Origin of the sequence: Mycobacterium paraintracellulare (genome assembly GCF_000276825.1) — a bacterium.
Taxonomy (GTDB): Bacteria; Actinomycetota; Actinomycetes; order Mycobacteriales; family Mycobacteriaceae; genus Mycobacterium; species Mycobacterium intracellulare.
This window is the reverse complement of record NC_016948.1, coordinates 5405365-5427473: the sequence shown is the minus strand read 5'-3', so window position 1 is coordinate 5427473 and position 22109 is coordinate 5405365. Positions and strand designations below refer to the sequence as shown.

The window sequence follows — 22109 nt, the reverse complement described above, 5'->3', positions numbered from 1 at the left end:
ACGTCGATCAAAAGGGATGGGCGCAGAAAAGGAGATTTCGGCCCGGTCATTTGGAAACGGATGGCGGCGCGTTGCGTACCGGGCGGGTCCCCGCAGGGACCGCCGTTCGCGCAAAACACCGAGGCCACAGCAGCGAACCGTACCATTCAAAGGCCCAAATAGTCGGCTGCGTTACGGGAGGGTCAGCTGTGAATTCTCTCGGCGGACATCGCGGCCGCTGACGGCGACCCGACCAGCGAGGATCAATGCGGTTCCCCGGCGCCGCGTTGCGGCAATTGCACGGGTTCGGCGGCGGGAGTTCCCAGCGTAAAAGCCAGCCACGGCAGGGCGGTGGCAAACGCCTGGGCGGCAAACGGCCAGTCGTGCTTGCCCTCCTGGGTGACCACCGCACAGGCGATGCCGTGCGCGGTGCCGACCGCACACAGCGACCTCGCGGCGGCGTCCTGGCCCTCTGGGTTGGCGGCGGGATCGCTGGACGCGACGAGGGTCGGACTGGCCTGTTCGGCGACGTTGCCGGGCCCCGAGGAGACGGGCACGTCGAACCATCCGGACAGGCCGGCGTAGTGACCGTGCTTGGTCATCACGGTGACCGGGTCGAAGGCGGCCCATGCGGCCTGATCCCCGCCGAACAGCCGCGCGACGGACTGGTCCTTGGAGCCGACGTTGGGACCGCGGTCGCCCGCGATGTCCACGAACGCGCTGAACAGCTCCGGGTGCATGACGGCCAGGTCGACGGCGCAGGTACCGCCCATCGACCAGCCGGCGACGCCCCAGTTGGCCCGATCGGCGCTGACGCCGAAGTTCGACACCGTGAACGGGATGACGTCTTTGGAAAGGTGGTCGGCGGCGTTGCCGCGGGGGCCGTTGACGCACTCGGTGTCGTTGTCGAACGACCCGGTCGGATCGACGAACACCAGCACCGGCGAGAAACCGTGATGCGCGGCGGCGAAGTTGTCGATGGCGGTGAAGGCGCCGCCCGGACCCAGCCAATCCGCCGGGGTGTTGAAGGCCGAGCTGATCATCATGACGGCCGGCAGCCGGGGCGGGGGATTGCTGTTGAACCATGCCGGTGGCAGATAGACCAATTCCCGCCGGTGGGCGAAATGGGAGGCCGAGGAGTCGATGTCGACCGGCACCACGACGCCCTTGGTGGGCCTCGTTCCCGCGATCTGCATCTCGGTGACGCGCAGGCGGTCGACCTGGTCGGGCAACGGCACCGAGGTCAGCTGGTTCCACGCGGCCAGCGCCGTGGGGAAGTAGCCCACCCAGCCGTTGAGCGCCATGCCCGCGCACAGGACGCACAGCGGTATCGACAGCACGGCCACCCCGCGGCGCCACCAGCGCGCGCCCCGCCAGCCCACCAGGAACACCGCGGCGGCCAGGCCGCTCATCGCGATCCACAACCACAGCGTCGTCGGCGCGGGATCCCCGGCCACCCCGAGCGAGGTGATGTACCAGCGCGACAGCGCGGTCACCGCGACGGCCGCGATCAGCGCCACGGGCAGCACTCGCTTGAGCCAACTTCGCGCGCGCCATTGGATCGCGACGATCAGCACGAGCAACGCGAGGCCCTGAACGGCGGGCGGAAACCAGCCATGCAGCAGGGACAGTTGCCCGAAGAACTGCTCCAACGGTCGTGACCTTTGCTAGATCGATCGCTGCGCGAGGGTGCGGTGATTGTCGTGATCGTCAAGGGGCCGGGCGGCGTCTCGGCGGCCGGTGGCCGGACTCACTATCCCATACGATCGCGGCCCGCCGGCCTACGCTCCGCCGGGTTCACGTGTCCGTGACGACGCTGGTGAATGAGCGCAGCCGCAGGCTGTTGCCGACGACGAGAACGCTGGAGAGCGCCATGGCGGCGCCGGCCAGCATCGGGTTGAGCATGCCGAGCGCGGCGAGGGGGATCGCGGCGAGGTTGTAGCCGAACGCCCACACCAGGTTGGTCTTGATGGTGGCCAGCGTCCGGCGGGAGAGCCGGATCGCGTCCACGGCCGCCCGCAGGTCGTCGCGGATCACGGTGAGGTCGGCCGCCTCGATCGCGACATCGGTGCCCGCGCCCATGGCCAGACCCAGATCGGCGGCGGCCAGCGCGGCGGCGTCGTTGACGCCGTCGCCGACCATGGCGACCACCTTGCCCTCGGCTTGCAGACGCTTGACGGCCGCGACCTTGTCGTCGGGCATCGCCTCGGCGATCACCTCGGCGATGCCGAGTTCGGCGGCGATGCGGGCGGCGACGGTGTGGTTGTCGCCGGTGAGCAGCACCGGGGTCAGGCCGAGTCGCTGCAACTGGCGCACGGCGTCGCCGCTGGACGGCTTGACGGTGTCGGCGAGCACCAGGAGCCCCCGCGCCGCGCCGTCCCAGCCGACGACGACGGCCGTCTTGCCGTCGCCCTCCGCGCGGGATTTGGCCGCGGCGAGCGCGGCGTCGAGGCGCGCACCGCGCTCGTCCATCAGGCTCGCGCGCCCGACGACGACGGCGTGGCCGTCGACCGTGCCGTGCACGCCCATGCCGTGGACACCCGCGAAATCGGCGGGCGTGGGGAGCGCGCCGAGCTGCGCCGCGGCGGCCCGGGCGATGGCCTGCGCGACCGGATGTTCGGAGGCGGCCTCCAGGGCACCGGCGTAGCGCAACAGCGTGGCGCGGTCGGTTCCCGCCCCGACGACCACGTCGACCAGGGCCATTCGGCCGGTGGTGACGGTGCCGGTCTTGTCGAGCACGATCGTGTCGATCCTGCGGGTGGACTCCAGCACTTCGGGCCCCTGGATGAGGACGCCGAGCTGGGCCGCGCGGCCGGTGCCGACCAGTAGGGCGGTCGGAGTCGCGAGGCCCATCGCGCACGGGCAGGCGATGATGAGCACCGCGACGGCGGCCGTCAGCGCGGTGGTGGGCGAGAAGCCCGCCGCGAGCCAGCCGCCCAGGGTCGCCACCGCGAGCGCCAGGACGACGGGAACGAACACGCCGGAGACCCGGTCCGCGAGGCGCTGCACCCGTGCCTTGCCCGATTGGGCCCGTTCGACGAGCTTGGCCATCTGCGCCAGCTGGGTGTCGTCGCCAATCCCGGTGGCCCGGACGACAAGCCGGCCCCCGGCGTTGACGGTGCCGCCGGTGACGGCGTCGCCCGCTCCGACCTCGACGGGCACCGACTCGCCGGTCAGCATCGATGCGTCGACCGCCGAGGAACCCGTGACGACGACCCCGTCGGTCGCGATCCGTTCCCCGGGACGCACCACGAACTGGTCACCCACCGCGAGCCGCTCGATCGGGAGCCGGGTCTCGGTGCCGTCACGCAAGACCCCGACGTCCTTGGCGCCCAGCGCCACCAGCGCGCGCAGCGCGTCGCCGGCGGACCGCTTGGCCCGCTTCTCGAAATAACGGCCGGCCAGGACGAACAGCGTGACGCCGGCGGCCACCTCGAAGTAGACGTGGCACGGGGCGTCATCGCGCCCGACCGTGAGCTCGAAGTCGTGCTGCATGCCCGGCTGGGCGGCGGTCCCGAGGAACAGCGCGTAGAGCGACCACAGGAACGCGGCCAGGGTCCCGATCGAGACCAGGGTGTCCATGGTGGCGACGCCGTGTTTGAGGTTGGCCCAGGCGGCCGCGTGGAAGGGCAGCCCGCACCACAGGACGACCGGCGCCGTCAGCGCCAGCGACGCCCAGTGCCAGTGGTGAAACTGCCACGCGGGAACCATGGCCATGGCGATAACCGGGCCGGCCAGCACGGCGGCGGCGATCAGCCGCCGGCGCAGCGAAGTCAGCTCGGCGTCGCGCACCGGCGAACGTCGCGGCAGGGCGGCCGCGTAACCGGCCTTTTCGACCTCGGCGATCAGGATCCGTGGGTCGTACCCGGCGGGGGCGCTGACGGCGGCCGTCTCGGTCGCATAGTTGACGGTGGCCGAGACGCCGGCGAGCTTGTTGAGCTTTCTTTCGATCCGGGCGGCGCAGGAGGCGCAGGTCATCCCGGTGATCTCGAGCTCGATGGGGGGCGCGGCGGCCGGCGTGTCCTCGGGGAGGGTGCCCTCGTCGATGTTTCGCGGGGGCGTGCTCATGCGACCTGGACGGCCTGGAAGCCCGCCTCGTCGACCGCGGCGAGGACGGCGTCCGCGTCGATGGGCACCGCGCTGGTGACGACGAGCCGGCCGGTGTCGGCGCTGACCGTCACGCCGTCGACGCCGGGAATCCCGGCGACCTCGCCCTGGACGGCGGCCTCGCAGTGCGCGCAGCTCATCCCGCTCACCCGATATTCGCTGGTGGGCATGCCGCTCCTTCTCGATCCCGCCGCGGACTTGACCCCACCATTCTGCCTGCCGGGGGGTTCGGGCTATTGGCGCAGGTGCGACCCGCCGCCGATGTACCACACCTGGCCGGTGATCCACTCGGCCTCGTCGGACAGCAGGAACGCGGTGATCGCCGCGAGGTCGTCCGGCTTGCCCAGCCGGCTGGTCTTGCCGAACGTCAGGAAGGCCTGCTGGAGCGCGACGTCGTTTTGGCGCTCCTGGGTCTCGCCCATCACCAGGCCCGGCATGACCCCGTTGCTGCGGATGTTGTGTTTGCCCCAGTTGACGGCCACGTGCCGGGTCAGGTGGTTCACCGCCGCCTTCGAGGCGCCGTAGGCGACGTGCATGGGGTCGCTGCCCAGCGCGGCGCCCGACGAGGTGTTCACGATGCTGCCCCCACCCCGGGCGAGCAGGTGCGGCAGGACCGCGCGGATCGTGCGGACGTACCCGAGCAGGTTGACGTCGAGCGTGCGCTGCCAGACGTCCATGTCGGTGTCGAGAATCGTGGTGTCGCGTCCCAGGTTTCCCTCGGACAGATCGGCGCCCACGTTGTGCAGGCCGTCGATGGCCCCGAACTCGTCGAGCGTCGTCTCGACGAGGCGCCGCACCGACTGCTCGTCGGCGAGGTCGAACTCGACGGCGATCGCGCGGCCGCCGGCCGACACGATGCGCTGCGCGGTGGCGGCGGCGCCCGCAATGTTGTTGTCGCCGATGGCAACACGGGCGCCTTCGGTGGCGAGGCGTTCGGCGGTGGCCGCGCCGATCCCGGTGGCGCCCCCGGCGACCACAAATGTCTTGCCGGTCAGGCCGCGCATCACACGTACCCGACGCCGATGTCGACCGACACCTGGGTCGCGGTCACCAATCTGGATTGGTCGGAGGCCAGCCAGGCCACGGCGTCGGCGATGTCCTCGGGCTGCGCGATGCCCTCGGGCAGCAGCGGTTTGTGCATGCCCCGCAGGTGTGGGTAGTCGTCGGCGGCGGCCTGTAACGCTTCCCGCATCCGGCCGGTGCCCATCGGGGTGGCGACGGCGCCGGGGTTGAGGCTGTTGACGCGGATGTTGTACCGGCCGAGCTCGGCGGCGAACGCCCGCGCCATCCCCACGACCGCGTGTTTGCTTGCGGTGTAATGGATCATGAACGACTGCATCTTGATGCCGGCCGCCGAACCGATGAGGATGATCGAGCCGCCGCGGCCGCCGTCAATGATGTGCCGCACCCCCGCCATCACGGTGTTCCAGGTGCCGATCACGTTGGTGTCGATGGTGTCTCGGAACGCCTGCGCGGTGATCTGATCCCAGGGCGCGGGGCTGCAGATCCCGGCGTTGGCGACGATGACGTCGAGCCGGCCCAGCTCGCCGACCCCCTTGTCCACGGCGGCGGACAGCGCGTCAAGATCGCGGATGTCGGCCTCGGCGGTGACGACCCGCCGGCCGCCTTCGCTCACCAGCCGTGCGGTTTCGGCCAGATCGTCGGACGTCGGCGAGTCGTAGGGGACGCTCGGCGGCAGCGGCCCGGCGAGATCGACCGCGATGATGTCGGCGCCCTCGGCCGCAAGACGCACGGCGTGTGCCCGGCCCTGCCCGCGCGCGGCGCCGGTGATCAGCGCGACCTTTCCCGAGAGTGACTGGCTCATGTGTGGTCTGGGTTCCTTTCAGTCGCGCGCGAGCTTGTCGAGCGGGTTGGAGCGTTCCAGCATGCCGTACGCTTCTTCGCCGTCCCATCGGTAGCGCACGCCGGCCTGCTGGACGGCGGGGAACTCGGCCATCTCCTCTTTGAGGGCGTGCATGGAGTACATGTCGTCGTCGTGGTGCACGTCGTGCGTGGAAAACACTGTCTCGCCGGCGATTTCGACTAGCCCGTCGGCGGTCTCCAGCACCAGCGAGGCATCCTCGCCGAGTGGCCGCAGGCGTGTCAGCCACGGCGCCCGCACCGCCCGCGCCGGGACCAGGCCGCCGTCGCCGGTGAAGACGAATCCCTCGTTGAAGGTGGGCTGGCCGTCGGGGCGCGGCGGATAGGCGATGTAGCCGAAGGCGCGGCCGCTGCCGAACACGGCCGACTGCCAGCAGTGTCCCCAGAAGCCGGCGAGCTTGCGCACCCCGGTGCGACGGATCCGCAGGCCGCTCCCGGTGAAGGTGTGGCGTTCATCCCCAAATCGGAATTCCCCTGTGGCGGTGAACAATTGCTCGTAGCGGGGCCCGCCCATGATGGCCCCGACAGACGTCGTTTGGAGCTGCGTGCCCGCGTCGGCCTGTAGCGCGCCCTGGACCCACGGGGGCACGGCCATCCTCGCCTCGACGTGGAAGCCGATGTTGGTCGTCGGGCCGTCCTTCCTGCCCGCCACCAGGTCGACCGACGAGGTCTGCACGGCCGGCCCGTCGTAGGACATCGTCCAGGTGTCGAAGGGTTCGAGGCACTGGAATGCCAGGCCGCCGGCGCCGAGCACGGTGGGCCGCCCGTCGGCGCCGCGAGCCGGCAGCGACGGCCCGTTGGTGCGCAGCCGGTAGACGCGCCCGTCGGGAAACGCGGCATTGACCTGAATGTCGTGGGAGTCCCAATTGGCGCCCACCGCCTCGATTCCCACGCGGGGCAGGCCGATCTCGCCGCGGTCGTCGACCACCCAGAAACTGACCGAGTCCCGCATCTCCGGATCCTCGGGGCGCTGCGCCAGCACGTACTCGCGCGACGGGTCGATGCCGCCGGTGAGATCAACCGCCATTGCTTTCCTCGCTCCTTACCTTTGGATGCCGCGTCCACCGCCGCGCGCTGTCCACATAGCGCGCGAACCGGGGCCGAACCTCGTCGAGATCGATGCCGAACTCCACCGGGTCGGCGTGCGAGCTCGGCTCGCGCTGCGCGGCGGCGTGCTCCCACCAACTGTGCATCCGCGCTTCGAACTCGTCGGACACCGGGGCCCCGAGCCAGGCGTACAGCCCGGCGACCTCGCCGACCGGGTCGGCCTGCATGGCCCGAAAGTCGATGTCGTAGAACCGATCGTCGGCACCGGCCGCGCGGAACCGCAGCGCCCGCTCCATGCCCAGCGACCAATGCTCGACGTTGAGCCGGCCGATGTAGCGGCGGTCGATCCGGGTGTTGAACGACCCGATGATGTCGGCGTACAGGTCGGCCACCGACAACAGGACGTCGGTGGGATCGCGATGGGTCATCACGAATCGGGCGTCCGGGAACACCGCGTCCAGCGCGTCGAGCCACAACACATGGGACGGGCACTTCAGCCGCCACGGCCGCTCAGGCTCGCCCCACTGCAGCAGCTGCATCACCCGCCGCTGATAGCGAAACGTCGGGGTGAGGTCGGCGTGGTGCACGAGCCACGTTGAGTACGAGGGGATTTCGGCGAACGACTGAAAGATGTGCGACTTGAAGTCGAGCGCCATCAGCTCGTGGCACTCCATGGGCCCGTGGGTGTCGCCGGGAACGTGGCGGCGGGTGCCGACCATCTCGCCCCGGTCGGCCGGGACGCGGGGATCGACGCCGTGCACCGTCGAGGGCGGGGGGCACGGTTGCGTCGACTCCCACCGGCGCAGGTAGCGCACCTCGGGATCCTGGGCCAGCAGCATGGACAGGGCGGTGGATCCGGTCCGGGGCAATCCCAGGCCGACCAGCGGTTCGCGGATGGGCACGTCGCCGATCTCCGGGTGCCGCCGAAACCAGTCCTCGACCTGCAGCCGTTGCGAGAGATAGCCCGCGATGCGTTGGCGCAGAAAGGCTTCCCCGCGCTCGTTCAGGTGGGCCTCGTCGCGCAACGCCGACAACAGGACGTTCAGGCCCTCGGTGAAGGAGTCGTCGCCGAAGTCGGTGAGCCCGGTCTGCGCCGCGGCCTCCTCCATCAGCTCACCGGATGTCAGCACGGCGTCTCCTCGATCAAAGTCCTTGCGGCGGCGCTCAACCCATCCACTGCCCGCCGGCGACGTCGATGGTCTGACCGCACAGGTAGTCGGCGGCCTCGGAGGCCAGGAATGCGACCATGTTGGCGGCCTCCTCGGGCAACGACGCGCGACCCAGCTGGACCTGGTGGGTGATCGCTTCCTGGATGGCGCCGCGGCCGGCGCGCTGCTTGTCGTCCTGAGGATCGAGCAGGTACTGCCGCATCTCCGGTTTGATCATGATGCCCGGCGCCACGCCCAACACGTTGACACCGCGCAGCGCGACCTCGTGGGCGAGGTTGCGCGTGAACCCGATGACGCCGGCCTTGCACGCGTTGTAGACGACCAGGCCGCGCTGCTGAATGCGGCCGCCGACCGACCCGATGTTGATGATCTTCCCCGAACCCTGGTCGAGCATGTACGCCAGCGCGGCGTGCGCCCCGTACATCATCATCGTCAGGCTGCCCAGCACCGTGTAGTCGATGTCCTCTTTCGTCTGCTTCTCGAACGGACCCGCGGCCACCATCACCGGGTTGTTCACCATGATGTCGAGGCCGCCGAGCTCGTGGTGAGCCTGCCGCACCGCGCCGTGCACCTGGTCCCAGTCGGACATGTCGGCCTTGACCGGGATGGCCCGCACGCCCCAGCGCCGCTCGACTTCCTCGGCCCGGCGTTCGACCTTCTCGAAGGTGCGGCCGATGAGCGCGACCTCGGCGCCGCAGCCGGCCAGCCGGTTGGCGATCGCCTGCCCCAGGCCGTCGCCGCCGGCTCCGGTGACGAAGGCCTTCTTGCCGGACAGGTCCATCAGCTCGGTCACGCGCTTGCCGACGATGTGCTCCGGTAGGCGGTCCAACCCGAGCAGCTGCACCCAGTCCTGGTCGTCCTGAACCGTCATCGTCGACCCCTCCTCAGCCAGACCGGGACGGCATCGCCGCCCCACCTCGCTGACGATATGACGGCCTCACGGCCAGCAGGTAATACCAATTCGGGAAACCAGTCATGCCGCATTTATATGGCTGGTAGATGTGGAGGCGATGGACACCCACCGGCTCAAGTACTTCCTGCGGATCGCGGAGGAAGGCTCGATCACCCGCGCGGCCGCGGTGTTGGGCATCGCCCAGCCGGCGCTGAGTCGCCAGATCCGGCTGCTGGAGGAGGACCTCGGCATCACGCTGTTCGAGCGGACCCGCCGGGGCGTGCACCTCACCGAGGAGGGCGAACGGCTGCGCTCCTCGACCGCCGCGCCGCTGCGTCAGCTCGAGCTCGCGGTCCGGTATGCGGGATCGCCGTTGGCGCGCATCGAGCGCGGGCTGCTGTTCGGGATCGTGCCGACCGCCGCCGGCGTCCTGGCCGCGCCGCTGGCGGCAAGCGTGGGCGCCGCGTTCCCGAATGTCCATTTCCACGTCGCCGTGGCCGAGACCGACGACCTGGTGGAGCGCCTCCTCAAGGGCGCGATCGACCTCGCGGTGATCAACCCGGTCTCCGATGACCGGCTCTTCCACCGGCACCTGGTGACCGAGGACCTCGTGCTGGTCGGGGGGCCCGCGTCGGAGCTCTCGCCCGCCAGCCCGATCCGCTTCACCGATCTCGCCAAGCTCCCGCTGGTCATGCCCAGCGGGCTGACCGGCATTCGAAACACCCTGGAGAACACCGCGCTGCGGCTCAAAGTTGCGATCACGGCCCGCTTTTCGACCGATTCGGTGGAGGTGGCCAAGCATCTGGTCGCCGCGGGGCTCGGCTATGCGGTGCTGCCGATGGCGGCGTGCGGCGCCGATGTGGAGGCGGGGCGGCTGCGGTGGACGTCGATCCACGAACCCCCGATCGACCAACAACTCGGCGTGGCCGCCACCGCGGCGCTGGAACTGCCCCGCGAATTCGCGGCGAAGATCGGCATCGTGTTGCGCGAAGAGGTGGCGCGGTTGACCAAATCCGGCTTCTGGCCGGCGCGTTTCGAGCCGTCACCGGTATGGGACCCCAACATCCCCGAGCCGCGGAACTGAACGGGATTACGCTGCCGGTTAGCGGAAAGGAGATTCGCAATGACCGTCACCGTTGTTGACCGGGGGCCCCGCCAGGTGAGCCGCAGAGTCGAAGTGGCCGCGCCGGCGTCCGAGCTGTACGCCATCGTCGCCGATCCGCGGCGTCACCACGAACTCGACGGGTCGGGCACGGTGCGCGACAACATCACCATGCCGCCGCAACTCCTTGAGGGCTCGAAGTTTTCGACGAGCATGAAGATGTTCGGCGTGCCCTACCGCATCACCAGCACGATCACCGCGCTGACGCCGAACGAGGTGGTCGAATGGCGCCACCCGCTGGGTCATCGCTGGCGGTGGGAATTCGAGGCGCTGTCACCGAACCTGACGCAGGTCACCGAGACGTTCGACTACCGGGATGCCGGTGCGCTGAAGAACAAACTGAAGTACTACGAGCGGATGGGCTTCGTCAAGGCGAACGCCTCGGGCATCGAGGCGACGCTGACCAAACTGCGGGATCGCTACGCTGGGTGATCAGTTCGCCACCGGATCGGCTGCGTCCCAGGGCATCACGCCGGACACCCAGTGGCTCAGTTCCGAGGCCTGGTCGTTGCGGTGCAGATGGCGTGGAGGCGTCGCGTAGGTGGAGTAGGGCCGGCACCGAATGACGACGCGGTTCTCGCGTTCGCACATCGCCTCGATGTGCGGGCGCGCCTCGTCACCGAGTGGCTGGCCGGACATTCGGCCGGCGACCGCCATCATCACGTCGATCGCCAGATCCCGGTCGTCCTCGACGGCGGCGTCGGCGTAGACCTGCAGGTAGGCGAAGGGCCACCGCTCGTCGAGGACGCACAGGCTCACCTTGCCGTCGCGCTGAACGATCCGGGCTTTGCCCCTGCCGGCCATCGTGGAGACGAGCAAGTCGTCGGTGTCGGTGGGGATGTAGTACACGACCGACATGGCGGGGCCGTCGTGGCGGCGACGGTAGCCGAACACGCACGTGCGATGCGTGCGCACGAATTCCCGTCGTTCGGAGGGAAGCATGTCGCGGTCGGCCGGAGCGGTGAAGGGCTCTGCCGCCAGGGGGAGGAGCATGACGAATTTTCCTTGCTGTCAACGGAGTTGATCCGCGCGATAATTACGGATACAGTGTCTCCGTAATGCGTGACGATGTCAACCGGGGGCCGCGGCGGTCCCGCGGCCGCCCGGCCCTGCCGATGGACCGCATCCTGGGCGCGGCCGTCGAACTCCTCGACGCGGAGGGGGCGGACGCGTTGTCGATGCGGTCGCTTGCCCAGCGCCTGGGATCGGGCACCGCCACGCTGTACCGCCACTTTTCCAATCGATCCGAACTGGTGTCGCAGGTGATCGACCACATACTGGGCGAAGTCGACCTCGATGCGCGGGCGCTGGCGGCCCTACCGTGGCAGCAGGCGTGTATCACGTTCGCGCAACACATGTTTGACGCGCTGCGCCGGCATGGCAATGTCGCGCCGCTGTTGATCGAATACACGCCGACGGGGCCGAGCGCGTTGGCCAATCGCGAGCGCTGCCTGGTGATCCTGCTGGACAACGGCTTTGCGCCGGCGGTCGCGGCCCATGCCTACGCCACGCTGGCCCGTTACGTCTTGGGTTTCGCGCTACAACTGCCCGGAGCGACGGATGGGGGCGGTGAAGCGGAGCTGTCGGCGGCGTTTCATCGGCTCGATCCGTCGCGTTATCCCGCGACCGTCACCGTCGCCGACGAGCTTCCCGTTCCGCTGGCCGACGAGTTCGCTTTTGGGTTGCGGCTCATCGTCTCCGGGCTCGAACGACTGCGCGAGTGAACGTTTTCGCGGCGCCAACCGTGGCTTGGGTGGATGACCGCGCCCGAAAGGACACCGCTCGATGATCGCAAACACGCTGAGCCGCTGGGGTCAACTCGTGGGCCGCTATGGCCTGGTGGTGGTGCTGGTGTGGATCGGAGTGGGCAAGTACGTGAAGATGGAATCGCGCGTGCTCATCGAGCACAGCCCCCTGATGAGCTGGCTCTACGACGTCTTCAGCGTCACCTTCGTCGCGCGGGCGCTCGGAACGATGGAAATCGTTGCGGCCCTGCTCATCGCGCTGCGGCCATGGCGGCCGCGGGTCTCGGCGGCGGGCAGCGCGCTGGCGGTGGTGCTGTTCCTGGGCACGGTGAGTTTCTTGTTCACCACCCCCGGCGTGATCGCAACCCATGCCCACGGCATGCCGGTGCTCTCGGCGCTGCCCGGCCAGTTTCTGCTCAAGGACCTGGTATTGCTCGGGGTTGCCGTGTGGACGCTGGGCGACTCGCTGTCCGCGGGCGGCGTCACCGCACGGCCGTATCCCGCCCGCAGCGAGTGACTATATAGTCGTGGCCACGGAGAGGAAGCCGAGGCCGTGACCGAGACCGTTGGCCAGGAGATAGGCGTCGACGCGCCACGACGCGGGCACGCCGAAGAACGCCGCGCGCAGGGCGGCCCGTGACCAGCCGAAAAGCCCGCTGGCTCTATGCCGTTGGGCGGCTGCGCGCGACGACGCGGCGCGGGCGATCGCCGCGGGTGGCGATCATCGGCGCGGGCTTCGGCGGTCTCGGTGCCGCCGTCGCGCTGCGCCGCGCCGGCATCGACGACCTGGTGATCATCGAGGGCGCCGACGGCGTCGGCGGCACCTGGCGCCGCAACACCTATCCCGGCGCCGCCTGCGACATCCAGAGCCATCTGTACTCATTTTCCTTCGCGCCCAACGCATCCTGGACCCGCACGTACGCCCGGCAGCCCGAGATCCTGGCCTACCTCGAATCGGTCGCCGACGATTTCGATCTGCGACGCCACCTCATGCTCGACACGACCGTGCGGTCCCTGCACTGGAACCCGGGCGCCGGGACGTGGGAGTGCCGAGTCGACCGCAACGGCGAGTCCGCCACGTTGGTCGCCGACGTCGTCGTGTGCGCGGTCGGGCTGTTCGGTTCGGCCAAGCTGCCCGACATCGACGGGCTGACGGGGTTCGCCGGACCGGTGCTGCATACCGCGCAGTGGGATCACCAGCTCGACCTGGCGGGGCGCGACGTGGCGGTGATCGGGACGGGCGCCAGCGGGGTGCAGTTGGTGCCGGAGCTGGCGAAGACCGCCGGACACGTCACGGTCTTCCAGCGGACCCCGCCGTGGATGGTGCCCAAGGACGACCGCCCGTACAGCGCAAGCGAATTGGCGCGGTTCAGGCGCAGCCCGGTCGCGCTGCGCCGCACCCGGTGGAAGATCTGGAAATTCCAGCACGACAACACCGCGACGTTCGCCGACGATCCCGTGGTGGCCGCGCGCACGCAGATCGCGACGTCGTTCCTGGACCGCACCGTCGACGACGAGCCGTTGCGCCGAGCGCTGACCCCGGACTATCCGTTCCGGTGTAAGCGAGTGTTGTTGGGCGACGACTATTACCGGGCCCTGCAGCGGGACAACGTCGAATTGGTCACCGAGCCCATCGCGCGGGTCGGCGAGACGTCGGTGATCACCGCGTCGGGCCGCGAAATCGCCAGCGACGCGATCGTGCTCGCCACCGGCTTCGAGACGTCCCGCTACCTGTCCGGCATCGACGTCACCGGAACGGGTGGCCGCCGGTTACACGAGCACTGGGGTGACGATCCGTGCGCCTACCTGGGGGTGGCGGTCAGCGGATTCCCGAACTTCTTCATGCTGTACGGCCCCAACACCAACCAGGGCGGCAACTCGATCGTCTACATCCTCGAGTCCGCGGCGCGGCTGGTCGCCAGCGCGGTGAGCCGCCTGGCGCGCCGTGGCGGCTACCTCGACGTGCGTCCCGAGGCCGAAAGGCGATACAACGACCAGCTTTCCGCCGACCTGGCGCGGACCATCTGGACGCAGTGCGACAGCTATTTCCGTTCGCCCACCGGCCGCATCGTCACCCAATGGCCCTATACCGAGCTGGACTACGCCCGCCGGACCTGGCGGCTGCGACGCCGAGATTGGATCCACCGCTGCGGCGCGCCACCACGGGATGACGCGCACCCGGTCGATGGTGAAACACGATGTGCACCAGCACCTTCAGGCTGAGCTGGCGGCGGCCGCCCTCGCCCGCTCGGTCATCGAGGCGATCACCCCGCCGTCGTTGAGGATGTCGGTGCCGGTGAGGTAGCCGGCCTTCTCGCTGGCGCAGAAGGCGAGCAGCTCCGCCATTTCCTCCGGCTTGCCCCACCGCGGGACCGCGGCGTCGGCCACCATCGCGCCCGCCCCCGCCTGCTCCTCCAGCCTGCCCATCTCGGTGTCGATCGAACCGGGGGACACCGAGACGATGCGCAGTCCGCGCGCGTTGAAGCGCTCCGCCTGTGACTGGCTGTACCACTTCACGAAGCTCTTGCTCAGGGCGTACGCGAGACCGGACCGCGCCTCCTCGGGGGCGATGTCGCACGCGGTCATCATGGCGCCCATGAAGGCGTCGGCGTCGTCGAGCGCGAGCGGGAATTGGCCTGTCGGAATGATCTCCGCGGGCAGCATGTGCGCCGCCATCGAGGCCACATTGACGATCACCGCGCCCTCGCCGGCGACCGCGTAGAACTCCTCGTCGACGTTGACGGTGCCGACCGCATTGGTCCGCATGACGTAATCGGCGGGTCCCATGCTCGGGCTCACGCCCGCGGTGTGGATGACCGAGACGACCGATCCGAGGTTCGTGGCGGTGCCGAGCAGGTCCACGACGGCTCGCCGGTCGGTGACGTCGCAGTTCACGACGGTGGGGTTGATCCCGAGCTCTTGCAGCGTGGCGGCGGCGGTCGTCAGCCGGTCCTGCCGGACGTCGCAGAGCACCACCGTGTGGTCGCGCCCGACGATCTTCGCGGTGGCCAGGCCCATGCCACCCGCGCCGCCTGTGATTACGGACACTCGATTCATACCTGGACGGTATACGGCGCGCGATCGCGGGACGTTACGGGTCTGGCACTGGATGTAACGGGTGGCCGGTGTGGCGGACGGCCGTCCCGAAGAACGGCGCCCGGACCGTGGCGGGCAGGTGGCGCCGGTAGCGGATCAGCGCGACGACGGCCACCGCCGCGTAGACGCCGCAGAGCAGCAGGCGGCCGTGCGTCGAGGCGATCGGGAACTGCACGACGAACATTCCCAAGAGCGCCAGCGCCGCGCCCCGGTGGAAGCGCAGCGCCAGGATCAGCGCCACGCCCATCATCGTCTGGGTCGCCGTGAGCAGCATCTCCTCCACCTGGCGGGAGTCGAGGTGCAGGGCGAACCCGCCGCCACCGAGCAGGTGGGAGATGGGCAGCGAGCCGATCAGCAGGGTCCACTGGTTGACCTTGGAAGAGATCAGCGTGGCGATGGCCGCCGTGCCCTTGCCGCGGGTGGCGAAGATGGTCGCGATGATGAACTCCGGGGCCTCCGACGCCAGCGGGGCCAGCCACTGAACCAGCAGGAACCGGTTGACGCCCAGTTCGGTACCTGCGGCCACCAGGTTGTCGGCAAACGGCTTGGCGCACAGCAGAATCACCGCGCCCGAGGCGGCGAAGAGGCCGACCACGGCGACGCGACGACGGACGTCGGGCAGTTCGCCCAGCGCGGCGGCGGTACCGATCAGGTCGGGCTCCTCGACCTCGCCGTGGCTCAGCTTGTACAGGTAGAACCCGAACCAGGCCAGCAACGCCAGCCCCAGCCCGAAATGAATCTCGCCGGCCACCGGCACCGCGAACGCGATGACGCCGGCGATCAACAGGAATCCCAGTTCGACGCGGTTTGCTGGCTCCAGCGTCAGCCCGGTGGGTTTCCCTGATCCGGACCTGCGCGCCACCACGATGCTGACCAGCACCACGACCGGCCAACCCAGCCCCATCAGCAGCCGGTTGGACCCGGTCATGTTGGCGGCCGCGTACTGCGTGTATTCGGCGTTGTGGCCGGAGACGTACGCGTAGTACAGGTCGACCGCGTATTCGGGCAGGACCGCGATCAAGGCGAGCAGCGCCGTCGCCAGGCCGCCGGACACATCGATCTGGGCGGCCTCGGCGGCCCACGCCAGCAGGAAGCTGGCCGCCACCACCGCGGCGCCGAAGATCAGCAGCGCGGGCACGGCGCCGACGTGCAGCCCGGCGATCCGGATGGCCACGGCCGGGGCGACGAATGCCCCGGTGATCAGCCCGGAACGCGTCAGGGTGCGGCGCCGCCACTGGGCCGTCATCGTGACGTCGGCAGCGGGCCTGTCTATGGCGAGCATCGTCATCCTTCGCGGGAGGCGGCGATCGGGTGGTGGTACTTCGGCTCGGTTGCCGTGACGAACTGATTACCCAAGCTACCCGTCGCCCACACCGTCAGCAACGCGGTGGGTAGGCAAAGTCGGTGACGTGCCCACGCCCATATTTGCTGTACAGGGGCCTATGGAAGCGAAAGTTAGGCAGCCCTGATTTCGAATTTTGGCAAACCTCGCCACGACTGGTTCGACGCGCAGCGAACGGTTCGGGTTCCCACTAGTGGTCCGGCCCCATGGCCGCGGCGGCGGCCTGGGCGAAAAGCTCGACGGCCTGATTGCGGCTCAGCGACGCCAGCAGCTGCGCGGCGGCGCGCATGGTGTCGCCCACCATCAGCGTCGGGCCGTTGCCCAGGTTCTCGAAGGCCTCGGCGATGACCTCGGAGACGGGGGCCGCGTCCGCCGGCGCCTCGTCGGGCGAGCCGATCTGGCCGCGGCTGTATTCGAGCGCGCGCAGGGCCGGCGTATCGGTCTTGCCGAGGATGAGCCCCAGGACGTCGACGCCCTTGGGTTGCAGTTCGGCCCAGAGCGCCTCGGCGAACACCATGTCGAAAGCCTTGGAGGCGCCGTAGGCGACCATGTTGGGCCCACCGGCCAACCCGGCACCGGAGCCGAAGAGGACGATGCCGCCGCTGCCTCGCCGGACCATCGCGGGCGCGAAGTGGTGGCACAGCTGCATGGGCACCATGCAGTTGCGCTGCACCATCGCCTCGGCGGCCTCGATCGAATTGGCAAGGAACGGTGTGAACTTCGGGTCGGCGCCGGCGCAGTAGACCAGCATCCCGATCTCCAGGTCGCCGGTGGCGGCTGCGATCGCCGCCGCGGCGCCGGGCTGCGCGAGATCGATAGCGACAGTGCGGGTTTGCGCCGACGTCGTGTTCTCGATCTCGGCCGCGACGCGGTCGAGAACGCTTTGCCGCCGGGCGAGCAGCACCACGTTGACACCGCGTTCGGCCAGTCCTTCGGCGAACGCCGCCCCCACACCGTCGGACGCGCCGGCCACCAACGCCCACGGCCCGTACTTCGTCGCGAACGTCATCTACGGGGCCCCGAACGTAGCGACGCGCACCTGAGTGAAGCGGCGCCGCGCGATGCGCCATCCCTCGCCGGTCCGCACGATCTCGTCGTCGTAAAAGCCCCACGCGTTGACGCCGGCCTGGTTGTCACCGAACATGATCACCGCGTCGACATAGGTTCGGGCAGTGGCATTGTCGCCTTCGACGGCGATGACCTGGTTGGATAGCCGATGCAGGGTGTGGCCCGCCATCGCGTGCGTCTTGTCCATGAAGTCGGTGACTTCGTCCACACCGCTCCAGCGGCCGATCTCGCCGTAGTCGAGCTCGCAGTCGTCGGTGAACACGGTGCGAAACAGCGGCCAGTCGCGCCTGTCGATGCCGGTGGCGTAACGCACCAGCAGGTCCGAAATGTCTTGCCGGTCTTCTCTTTCGCTCACGGACGATCTCCATTCGGGTGGACGATGATCCGGGGCGGACCGTCGGACCTGCGGGCCAGCTCGAGGGCGTCGGGGACCTCGTCGAGGCCGATGATCGTGCCGACGCTCGGTAGCGGGTCCAGCCGCCCCGACGCGATCGCGTCGAGTGTGCCGTACCAGTCCTGCGGGTGCGGGCCGCCGCCGAACTGGATGGTCACGCCCTGGCGGGTGGCGGTGGTGATGTCGAGGGTGTCGCCGGTGTACCAGCCACCCGCACAATAGATTCGGGTGCCCATCTCGGCGGATTCGACCAGCTTCTGGATCAACCCCGGGGCGCCGACGCATTCGAATACGACGGCCGGCCCGGGCAATCCGCGCCGCGCACGGACCTCGTTGAAGGCCTCGAACGGGGACTTCTCGGAAGGGTCGACCACGACATGGGCACCGAAGCGGTCGCGGGCCAGCTCGCGCCGGTCGGATTTGTAGTCCGCCACGATGATGGGCTCGACGCCGCGGGCGGCCAGGGCGGCGACGGCCGAAAGCCCGATCGCCCCCGCGCCGATGACGATCGCGACCTCACCCTGTCCCAACCGCGCCGACCGCACGTAGAACTCGCCGACGGCGAACGCGTCGGTCAAGGCGACGGCGTCGCTGGGCACGTCACCCGGGACGCGCTTGGTCGCGGCCTCCGAAACCACCAACAGCTCACCGAAACTGCCCTGCGCCTCGGGGTGCTGGCCGATGATGCGCATTCCGCCCGCGCCGCCGTCGACCAGCCGCACCGGCATGGCGGTCACGCGCGTGCCGGCGGCGAACTGGTCGGTGCAACCGGGACCGTGCCCGATGACCTCGCCCACGAATTCGTGACCGAGCACGATGTCTCTATCGGTGTCATACAGCGAGCGGCCGGTCGGGTCGTCGATGGCGAGTTCCGGGTGGTCCATGAAATGCACGTCGGACGCGCAGATCGCGGTGCTCAACGTGCGCAGCAACAACTCGCCCTGGCCGGGGATGGGGTCCGCGGTCTCGCGGACCTGCAGCCGACCGTCTCGCAACACCACTGCGCGCAATACGGTAGCTTTCTCGAATAATCGACATAAGATCTCGAATGTTCGTACAACTGTAAAAATCGCGTAGCGGAGGAGTCAAGCGATTCGCGGATCGACGTCAGCGCCGACCGCGCGGGTGCTCGATGTCGTCGAGCTCCTTGCGCGGTCCGGAAGCGCGCGGCTGCGGTTCTCCGACGTGGTGCGCGAGCTCGATCTCACGCAGGCGACGGCGCACGCCATCCTCAAGACCTTGTGCGACCGCGGCTGGGCCAGTCGCGATCCGATCGCAAAGACGTTCGCGCTGGGGCCGGCGCTCGCCGTGGTGGCCGCCCGCACGGACACCGCCCGCCCGCTGGCCCACGCGGCGCGCTCGGCCGCGCTGCGCCTGTCCGGTGAAGTCGGCTACGCCTGTTCGGTGGTCGAGAAGTTCGGAGACTCCCTGGTGGTCACCGCATTTGAGGGCGAACCCGCCACCCAGCCGTCGGGCATACCGGGCGACCGCATCCCCTACGCACCACCCTTCGGGGTGGCGATGGCGGCCTGGGACACCGACGAGGAACAACGCGCCTGGATCCGCCGCGGCGCGGGCAGCAATGCCGATCGCACGCAGCGCCTGCAACAGGTCCTCGCACGGACGCGGGAACGGGGATTCGACATCGACTGGACGACACCCGCACTGGCCCAGGCCGTCCAGGTGGTCGGCACCTTGGACAGCAATGAGATGCCGACACCCGTGCGGCACATCATGGACCAACTGCTTGTCGAATTCACCACCATCGGGTTCCTTTCCGACGACAACCCCGGGCGTCGGAAGCAACCCGTGGTGACGATCGCCGCACCGGTCTTCGACGACCGGGGCCGCGTTTCCCTGATGGTGGCCGTGCACCCGTTGTGCCCGCTGAGCGCGCGGCAGATCCGGGACATCGGGGCGCATCTGACGGACGAGACGACGGCACTGAGCGGATCACCAGCATCAGCCGGGTAGCCTCGCCCCGGAGGCGAAAAGTCATGGCAGAGAACTACCTTGTGGACGAGCTGGCCCAATTCGTCGTCGGCGCGCAGGCATCTGACCTGACCGGGCGGCCCCGTGCGCTGTTGACGCGCAACGTGCTCGACAGCGTCGCGTGCGCCGTCGGTTCGTTGAACGGGGAGCTCATCGCGACGGTCCGTGAACACACCGCCCAATTCAGCGGAGACCCGACGGCAACACTGGTCGGCGGAGGCCGGGCATCGGTGGACCAGGCCGCGTTCTTCAATGCGGTGCTGGTGCGCTACCCCGATCTGCTCGACACCTACCTGACCGTGGGAGGCTTGTGCCATCCCGCCGACAACTTCGGTGCCGTGCTGGCGGTGGCCGAGCACACCGGCGCCGGCGGCGCCGACTTCCTGCTGGCACTGGCGGTCGCCTACGAGGTCCAATGTCGTTTCAGCGCACAGGTTCCCGTGATGGCACGCGGACTCAACCATGCGCTGCAACTGGCGATGTCGGTGGCCGCGGGCACCGCGAAACTGCTCGGGCTCAGTGCCGAACAGACCGCCAACGCCATCGCGGCCGCCGCTGCCGACAATGTGTCGCTGGCGGGCGTGCATGCCGAACCGGTTTCCTACTGGAAGGGCATCTCCCCGGCCAGCACCGGCATGCGCGCCGTCTACACGACAATGCTGGCGGCGCGCGGAGTCACCGGTCCCAAGTCGCTGTTCGACGGCCCTCACGGGCTGGTCCAATTATTCGGTCAGCCAATCGATTTCCACACCGCCGACCGGGCACTGTCCTGCGTCGAACAGACCTATCTGAAGCAGTACTGTTCGCTCATCCACGGCCAGGTGGTGATCGGCGCGGTCCTGGTGCTGCGTGCCGAGAACAGTCTGCGCGGCGAGGACGTCGCGCGGGTCGGCCTCGAGGTCTTTCAGGGCGCATTCGACATCGCCGGCGGCGGTGCGTACGGCAACAAGGACCACCCGCGCACCAAGGAGCAGGCCGACTACAACCTCAAATACCTGAGCGCGGTCGCCCTGCTCGACGGGGGAGTCGGTCCCGAACAGCTTGAGACCGAACGGGTTCTGCGCGCCGACGTTCAGGACCTCTTGTCGCGGGTGGACGTCACGGCGGCCGACGATCTGACCGCGGGCTATCCGCAGCGCACGGCGGCGCGGGTGCACCTCAGGACGCACGACGGACGCGAATTCAGCCGCGAGCAGGACGATTACGAGGGATCACCCACCCGTCCGATGTCCTGGGATCGTGTCGTGGACAAGTTCTGGTGGCTCGCCGGGCCCTTTTGCGAGCGGGCGCTGGGTGACGAGATCATCGCGGCGGTCGCACGGCTCGACGAGATTCCCGTCGCCACGCTCACCGGACTGCTCGGCGCCGTGAGCCCCACCGCCCGGCGTCCGCGCACCGGGCCGCGCTTCTGACGCGCGCCCCCTTGCGCGTCCGGGCACGCGCGGTCGATGATCGGCCATGCCCAAAGAACGTGGCCTCAATCGGTGGGAGCTGGTTACCTGCGCGCTCGCGGGACACGTCACCTATGCGCCCGACGATCACGCGCTCGCGCAGCGGCTGAGCGGCACCACCGGTCTGGGTGAGGTATGGCGCTGTCTGCGGTGCGGTGAATTCACCGTCGGCCCGCCGCACGGACGCGGTCACGCCGAGGACGCGCCGATGATCATGCACGGCAAGGCCTTACGCCAGGCCATCATCATTCGCGCCCTGGCGGTGGAACGCCTGTTCCGCGCGATGGTGATCGTCCTGGCGGCCTATGCGGTGTGGAAGTTTCGCGGAGCGCGGGGCGCCATTCAGGCCACCCTCGACCGGGACCTGCCGATCTTCCGCGCCGCCGGTTTCAAGGTCGATCAGATGACCATCGTGCACGAACTGGAAAAGGCGTTGGCCGCCAAGCCGTCCACCCTGGCGTTGCTGACCCTGATGCTGGCGGGCTATGCACTGCTGGAGGTCGTCGAGGGCGTCGGCCTGTGGCTGCTGAAACGCTGGGGCGAATACTTCGCGGTGATCGCCACCTCGGTCTTCCTACCGCTGGAGATCCACGATTTGGCCAAGGGCATCACGATGACGCGGGTGGTGACGTTCACCATCAACGTCGCCGCGGTGATCTATCTGCTGATCTCCAAACGTCTGTTCGGCCTGCGCGGCGGGCGCAAGGCCTACGACGAGGAACGGCGCGGCGAGCAGCTGCTCGACGTCGAGCGGGCCGCGGCCAGGACCTGAATCTGCGGCGCG

22 protein-coding genes are annotated in these 22109 nt (G+C 69.1%); 8 read left to right on the top strand and 14 right to left on the bottom strand.

Annotated elements, in window-relative coordinates; translation table 11 throughout:
• Positions 1–242: 242 nt before the first annotated feature.
• The 8 genes from OCQ_RS25245 to OCQ_RS25210 form a co-directional block, all read right to left on the bottom strand.
• Entirely contained in the window at positions 243–1631 is a 1389-nt protein-coding gene (locus tag OCQ_RS25245; protein WP_009953167.1) for an alpha/beta hydrolase, read from the bottom strand.
• Positions 1632–1776: 145 nt separating this feature from the next.
• Positions 1777–4047, bottom strand: a complete 2271-nt coding sequence (locus tag OCQ_RS25240; protein WP_008262364.1) for a heavy metal translocating P-type ATPase — start codon at positions 4045–4047, stop codon at positions 1777–1779.
• Positions 4044–4256 (bottom strand): heavy-metal-associated domain-containing protein, encoded by a 213-nt coding sequence (locus OCQ_RS25235; RefSeq protein WP_008262354.1) that lies wholly within the window; start codon positions 4254–4256, stop codon positions 4044–4046. The genes OCQ_RS25240 and OCQ_RS25235 overlap by 4 nt, the downstream gene beginning before the upstream one ends.
• A gap of 63 nt (positions 4257–4319) precedes the next feature.
• Positions 4320–5090 (bottom strand): SDR family NAD(P)-dependent oxidoreductase, encoded by a 771-nt coding sequence (locus tag OCQ_RS25230; protein WP_008262352.1) that lies wholly within the window; start codon positions 5088–5090, stop codon positions 4320–4322.
• A complete protein-coding gene (locus tag OCQ_RS25225) occupies positions 5090–5911 on the bottom strand; it encodes a mycofactocin-coupled SDR family oxidoreductase (RefSeq protein WP_008262349.1) in 822 nt (273 codons plus the stop codon). Before OCQ_RS25225 ends, OCQ_RS25230 begins: the two co-directional genes overlap by 1 nt.
• A gap of 18 nt (positions 5912–5929) precedes the next feature.
• Positions 5930–6994 (bottom strand): hypothetical protein, encoded by a 1065-nt coding sequence (locus OCQ_RS25220; RefSeq protein WP_014386111.1) that lies wholly within the window; start codon positions 6992–6994, stop codon positions 5930–5932.
• Entirely contained in the window at positions 6984–8144 is a 1161-nt protein-coding gene (locus OCQ_RS25215; RefSeq protein ID WP_009954484.1) for a sulfotransferase family protein, read from the bottom strand. The genes OCQ_RS25220 and OCQ_RS25215 overlap by 11 nt, the downstream gene beginning before the upstream one ends.
• Positions 8145–8178: 34 nt before the next feature.
• Positions 8179–9054: an SDR family NAD(P)-dependent oxidoreductase gene (locus tag OCQ_RS25210; protein ID WP_008262344.1), complete on the bottom strand. Its 876-nt coding sequence runs from the start codon at positions 9052–9054 to the stop codon at positions 8179–8181.
• Between the two features lie 139 nt (positions 9055–9193).
• On the opposite strand from OCQ_RS25210, the gene OCQ_RS25205 reads away from it, so the two are divergent.
• Both OCQ_RS25205 and OCQ_RS25200 read left to right on the top strand, forming a co-directional pair.
• Positions 9194–10159, top strand: coding sequence for a LysR family transcriptional regulator (locus OCQ_RS25205; RefSeq protein WP_014712576.1), 966 nt, complete (start codon positions 9194–9196; stop codon positions 10157–10159).
• 39 nt (positions 10160–10198) lie between these two features.
• Entirely contained in the window at positions 10199–10669 is a 471-nt protein-coding gene (locus OCQ_RS25200) for an SRPBCC family protein (protein WP_041785327.1), read from the top strand.
• Here OCQ_RS25200 and OCQ_RS25195 read toward each other — a convergent pair whose 3' ends face one another.
• Positions 10670–11230: a pyridoxamine 5'-phosphate oxidase family protein gene (locus tag OCQ_RS25195; protein ID WP_008262339.1), complete on the bottom strand. Its 561-nt coding sequence runs from the start codon at positions 11228–11230 to the stop codon at positions 10670–10672.
• Positions 11231–11352: 122 nt separating this feature from the next.
• Here OCQ_RS25195 and OCQ_RS25190 point away from each other — a divergent pair, with 122 nt between their 5' ends.
• The 3 genes from OCQ_RS25190 (at position 11353) to OCQ_RS25180 (ending at position 14205) form a co-directional block, all read left to right on the top strand.
• Positions 11353–11961 carry a TetR/AcrR family transcriptional regulator gene (locus OCQ_RS25190; RefSeq protein WP_014386108.1) on the top strand — a complete coding sequence of 203 codons (609 nt, stop codon included), beginning with the start codon at positions 11353–11355 and terminating at the stop codon, positions 11959–11961.
• Between the two features lie 61 nt (positions 11962–12022).
• The gene (locus OCQ_RS25185) at positions 12023–12499 is read left to right on the top strand and encodes a YkgB family protein (RefSeq protein WP_008262337.1); all 477 of its coding nucleotides are present in this window, start codon (positions 12023–12025) and stop codon (positions 12497–12499) included.
• A 119-nt stretch (positions 12500–12618) separates the two neighbouring features.
• Positions 12619–14205 (top strand): flavin-containing monooxygenase, encoded by a 1587-nt coding sequence (locus OCQ_RS25180; protein WP_008262336.1) that lies wholly within the window; start codon positions 12619–12621, stop codon positions 14203–14205.
• On the opposite strand, the gene OCQ_RS25175 is transcribed toward OCQ_RS25180, so the two are convergent.
• The 5 genes from OCQ_RS25175 to OCQ_RS25155 all read right to left on the bottom strand — a co-directional run bounded on the left by OCQ_RS25175 (position 14197) and on the right by OCQ_RS25155 (position 18883).
• On the bottom strand, positions 14197–15000 hold the full coding sequence (locus tag OCQ_RS25175; protein ID WP_014383518.1) for an SDR family oxidoreductase: 804 nt from the start codon (positions 14998–15000) through the stop codon (positions 14197–14199). The genes OCQ_RS25180 and OCQ_RS25175 overlap by 9 nt on opposite strands.
• Positions 15001–15073: 73 nt before the next feature.
• Positions 15074–16366 carry a sodium/hydrogen exchanger gene (locus OCQ_RS25170; RefSeq protein WP_014383517.1) on the bottom strand — a complete coding sequence of 431 codons (1293 nt, stop codon included), beginning with the start codon at positions 16364–16366 and terminating at the stop codon, positions 15074–15076.
• A gap of 244 nt (positions 16367–16610) precedes the next feature.
• A complete protein-coding gene (locus OCQ_RS25165; protein ID WP_014383516.1) occupies positions 16611–17429 on the bottom strand; it encodes an SDR family NAD(P)-dependent oxidoreductase in 819 nt (272 codons plus the stop codon).
• Positions 17430–17843: a nuclear transport factor 2 family protein gene (locus OCQ_RS25160; protein WP_008262331.1), complete on the bottom strand. Its 414-nt coding sequence runs from the start codon at positions 17841–17843 to the stop codon at positions 17430–17432.
• A complete protein-coding gene (locus OCQ_RS25155; RefSeq protein ID WP_014383515.1) occupies positions 17840–18883 on the bottom strand; it encodes a zinc-binding dehydrogenase in 1044 nt (347 codons plus the stop codon). Before OCQ_RS25155 ends, OCQ_RS25160 begins: the two co-directional genes overlap by 4 nt.
• Before the next feature lie 124 nt (positions 18884–19007).
• Between OCQ_RS25155 and OCQ_RS25150 the strand changes: the two genes are divergently transcribed.
• The 3 genes from OCQ_RS25150 to OCQ_RS25140 are packed head-to-tail and all read left to right on the top strand — an operon-like array spanning position 19008 to position 22097.
• The gene (locus OCQ_RS25150; protein ID WP_014383514.1) at positions 19008–19856 is read left to right on the top strand and encodes a helix-turn-helix domain-containing protein; all 849 of its coding nucleotides are present in this window, start codon (positions 19008–19010) and stop codon (positions 19854–19856) included.
• A 41-nt stretch (positions 19857–19897) separates the two neighbouring features.
• Entirely contained in the window at positions 19898–21286 is a 1389-nt protein-coding gene (locus tag OCQ_RS25145; protein WP_014386107.1) for an MmgE/PrpD family protein, read from the top strand.
• Positions 21287–21332: 46 nt separating this feature from the next.
• Positions 21333–22097: a DUF2127 domain-containing protein gene (locus tag OCQ_RS25140; protein ID WP_014386106.1), complete on the top strand. Its 765-nt coding sequence runs from the start codon at positions 21333–21335 to the stop codon at positions 22095–22097.
• Positions 22098–22109: the final 12 nt, after the last annotated feature.

What these genes read in the sequence shown, in the direction of transcription:
- OCQ_RS25220 (WP_014386111.1), bottom strand. Translation starts at nt 6,994, where the DNA reads ATGGCGGTTGATCTCACCGGCGGCATCGACCCGTCGCGCGAGTACGTG.
- OCQ_RS25210 (WP_008262344.1), bottom strand. Translation starts at nt 9,054, where the DNA reads ATGACGGTTCAGGACGACCAGGACTGGGTGCAGCTGCTCGGGTTGGAC.
- OCQ_RS25200 (WP_041785327.1), top strand. Translation starts at nt 10,199, where the DNA reads ATGACCGTCACCGTTGTTGACCGGGGGCCCCGCCAGGTGAGCCGCAGA.
- OCQ_RS25205 (WP_014712576.1), top strand. Translation starts at nt 9,194, where the DNA reads ATGGACACCCACCGGCTCAAGTACTTCCTGCGGATCGCGGAGGAAGGC.
- OCQ_RS25225 (WP_008262349.1), bottom strand. Translation starts at nt 5,911, where the DNA reads ATGAGCCAGTCACTCTCGGGAAAGGTCGCGCTGATCACCGGCGCCGCG.
- OCQ_RS25170 (WP_014383517.1), bottom strand. Translation starts at nt 16,366, where the DNA reads ATGACGATGCTCGCCATAGACAGGCCCGCTGCCGACGTCACGATGACG.
- OCQ_RS25185 (WP_008262337.1), top strand. Translation starts at nt 12,023, where the DNA reads ATGATCGCAAACACGCTGAGCCGCTGGGGTCAACTCGTGGGCCGCTAT.
- OCQ_RS25175 (WP_014383518.1), bottom strand. Translation starts at nt 15,000, where the DNA reads ATGGGCCTGGCCACCGCGAAGATCGTCGGGCGCGACCACACGGTGGTG.
- OCQ_RS25165 (WP_014383516.1), bottom strand. Translation starts at nt 17,429, where the DNA reads ATGACGTTCGCGACGAAGTACGGGCCGTGGGCGTTGGTGGCCGGCGCG.
- OCQ_RS25140 (WP_014386106.1), top strand. Translation starts at nt 21,333, where the DNA reads ATGCCCAAAGAACGTGGCCTCAATCGGTGGGAGCTGGTTACCTGCGCG.
- OCQ_RS25230 (WP_008262352.1), bottom strand. Translation starts at nt 5,090, where the DNA reads ATGCGCGGCCTGACCGGCAAGACATTTGTGGTCGCCGGGGGCGCCACC.
- OCQ_RS25195 (WP_008262339.1), bottom strand. Translation starts at nt 11,230, where the DNA reads ATGCTCCTCCCCCTGGCGGCAGAGCCCTTCACCGCTCCGGCCGACCGC.
- OCQ_RS25240 (WP_008262364.1), bottom strand. Translation starts at nt 4,047, where the DNA reads ATGAGCACGCCCCCGCGAAACATCGACGAGGGCACCCTCCCCGAGGAC.
- OCQ_RS25235 (WP_008262354.1), bottom strand. Translation starts at nt 4,256, where the DNA reads ATGCCCACCAGCGAATATCGGGTGAGCGGGATGAGCTGCGCGCACTGC.
- OCQ_RS25190 (WP_014386108.1), top strand. Translation starts at nt 11,353, where the DNA reads ATGGACCGCATCCTGGGCGCGGCCGTCGAACTCCTCGACGCGGAGGGG.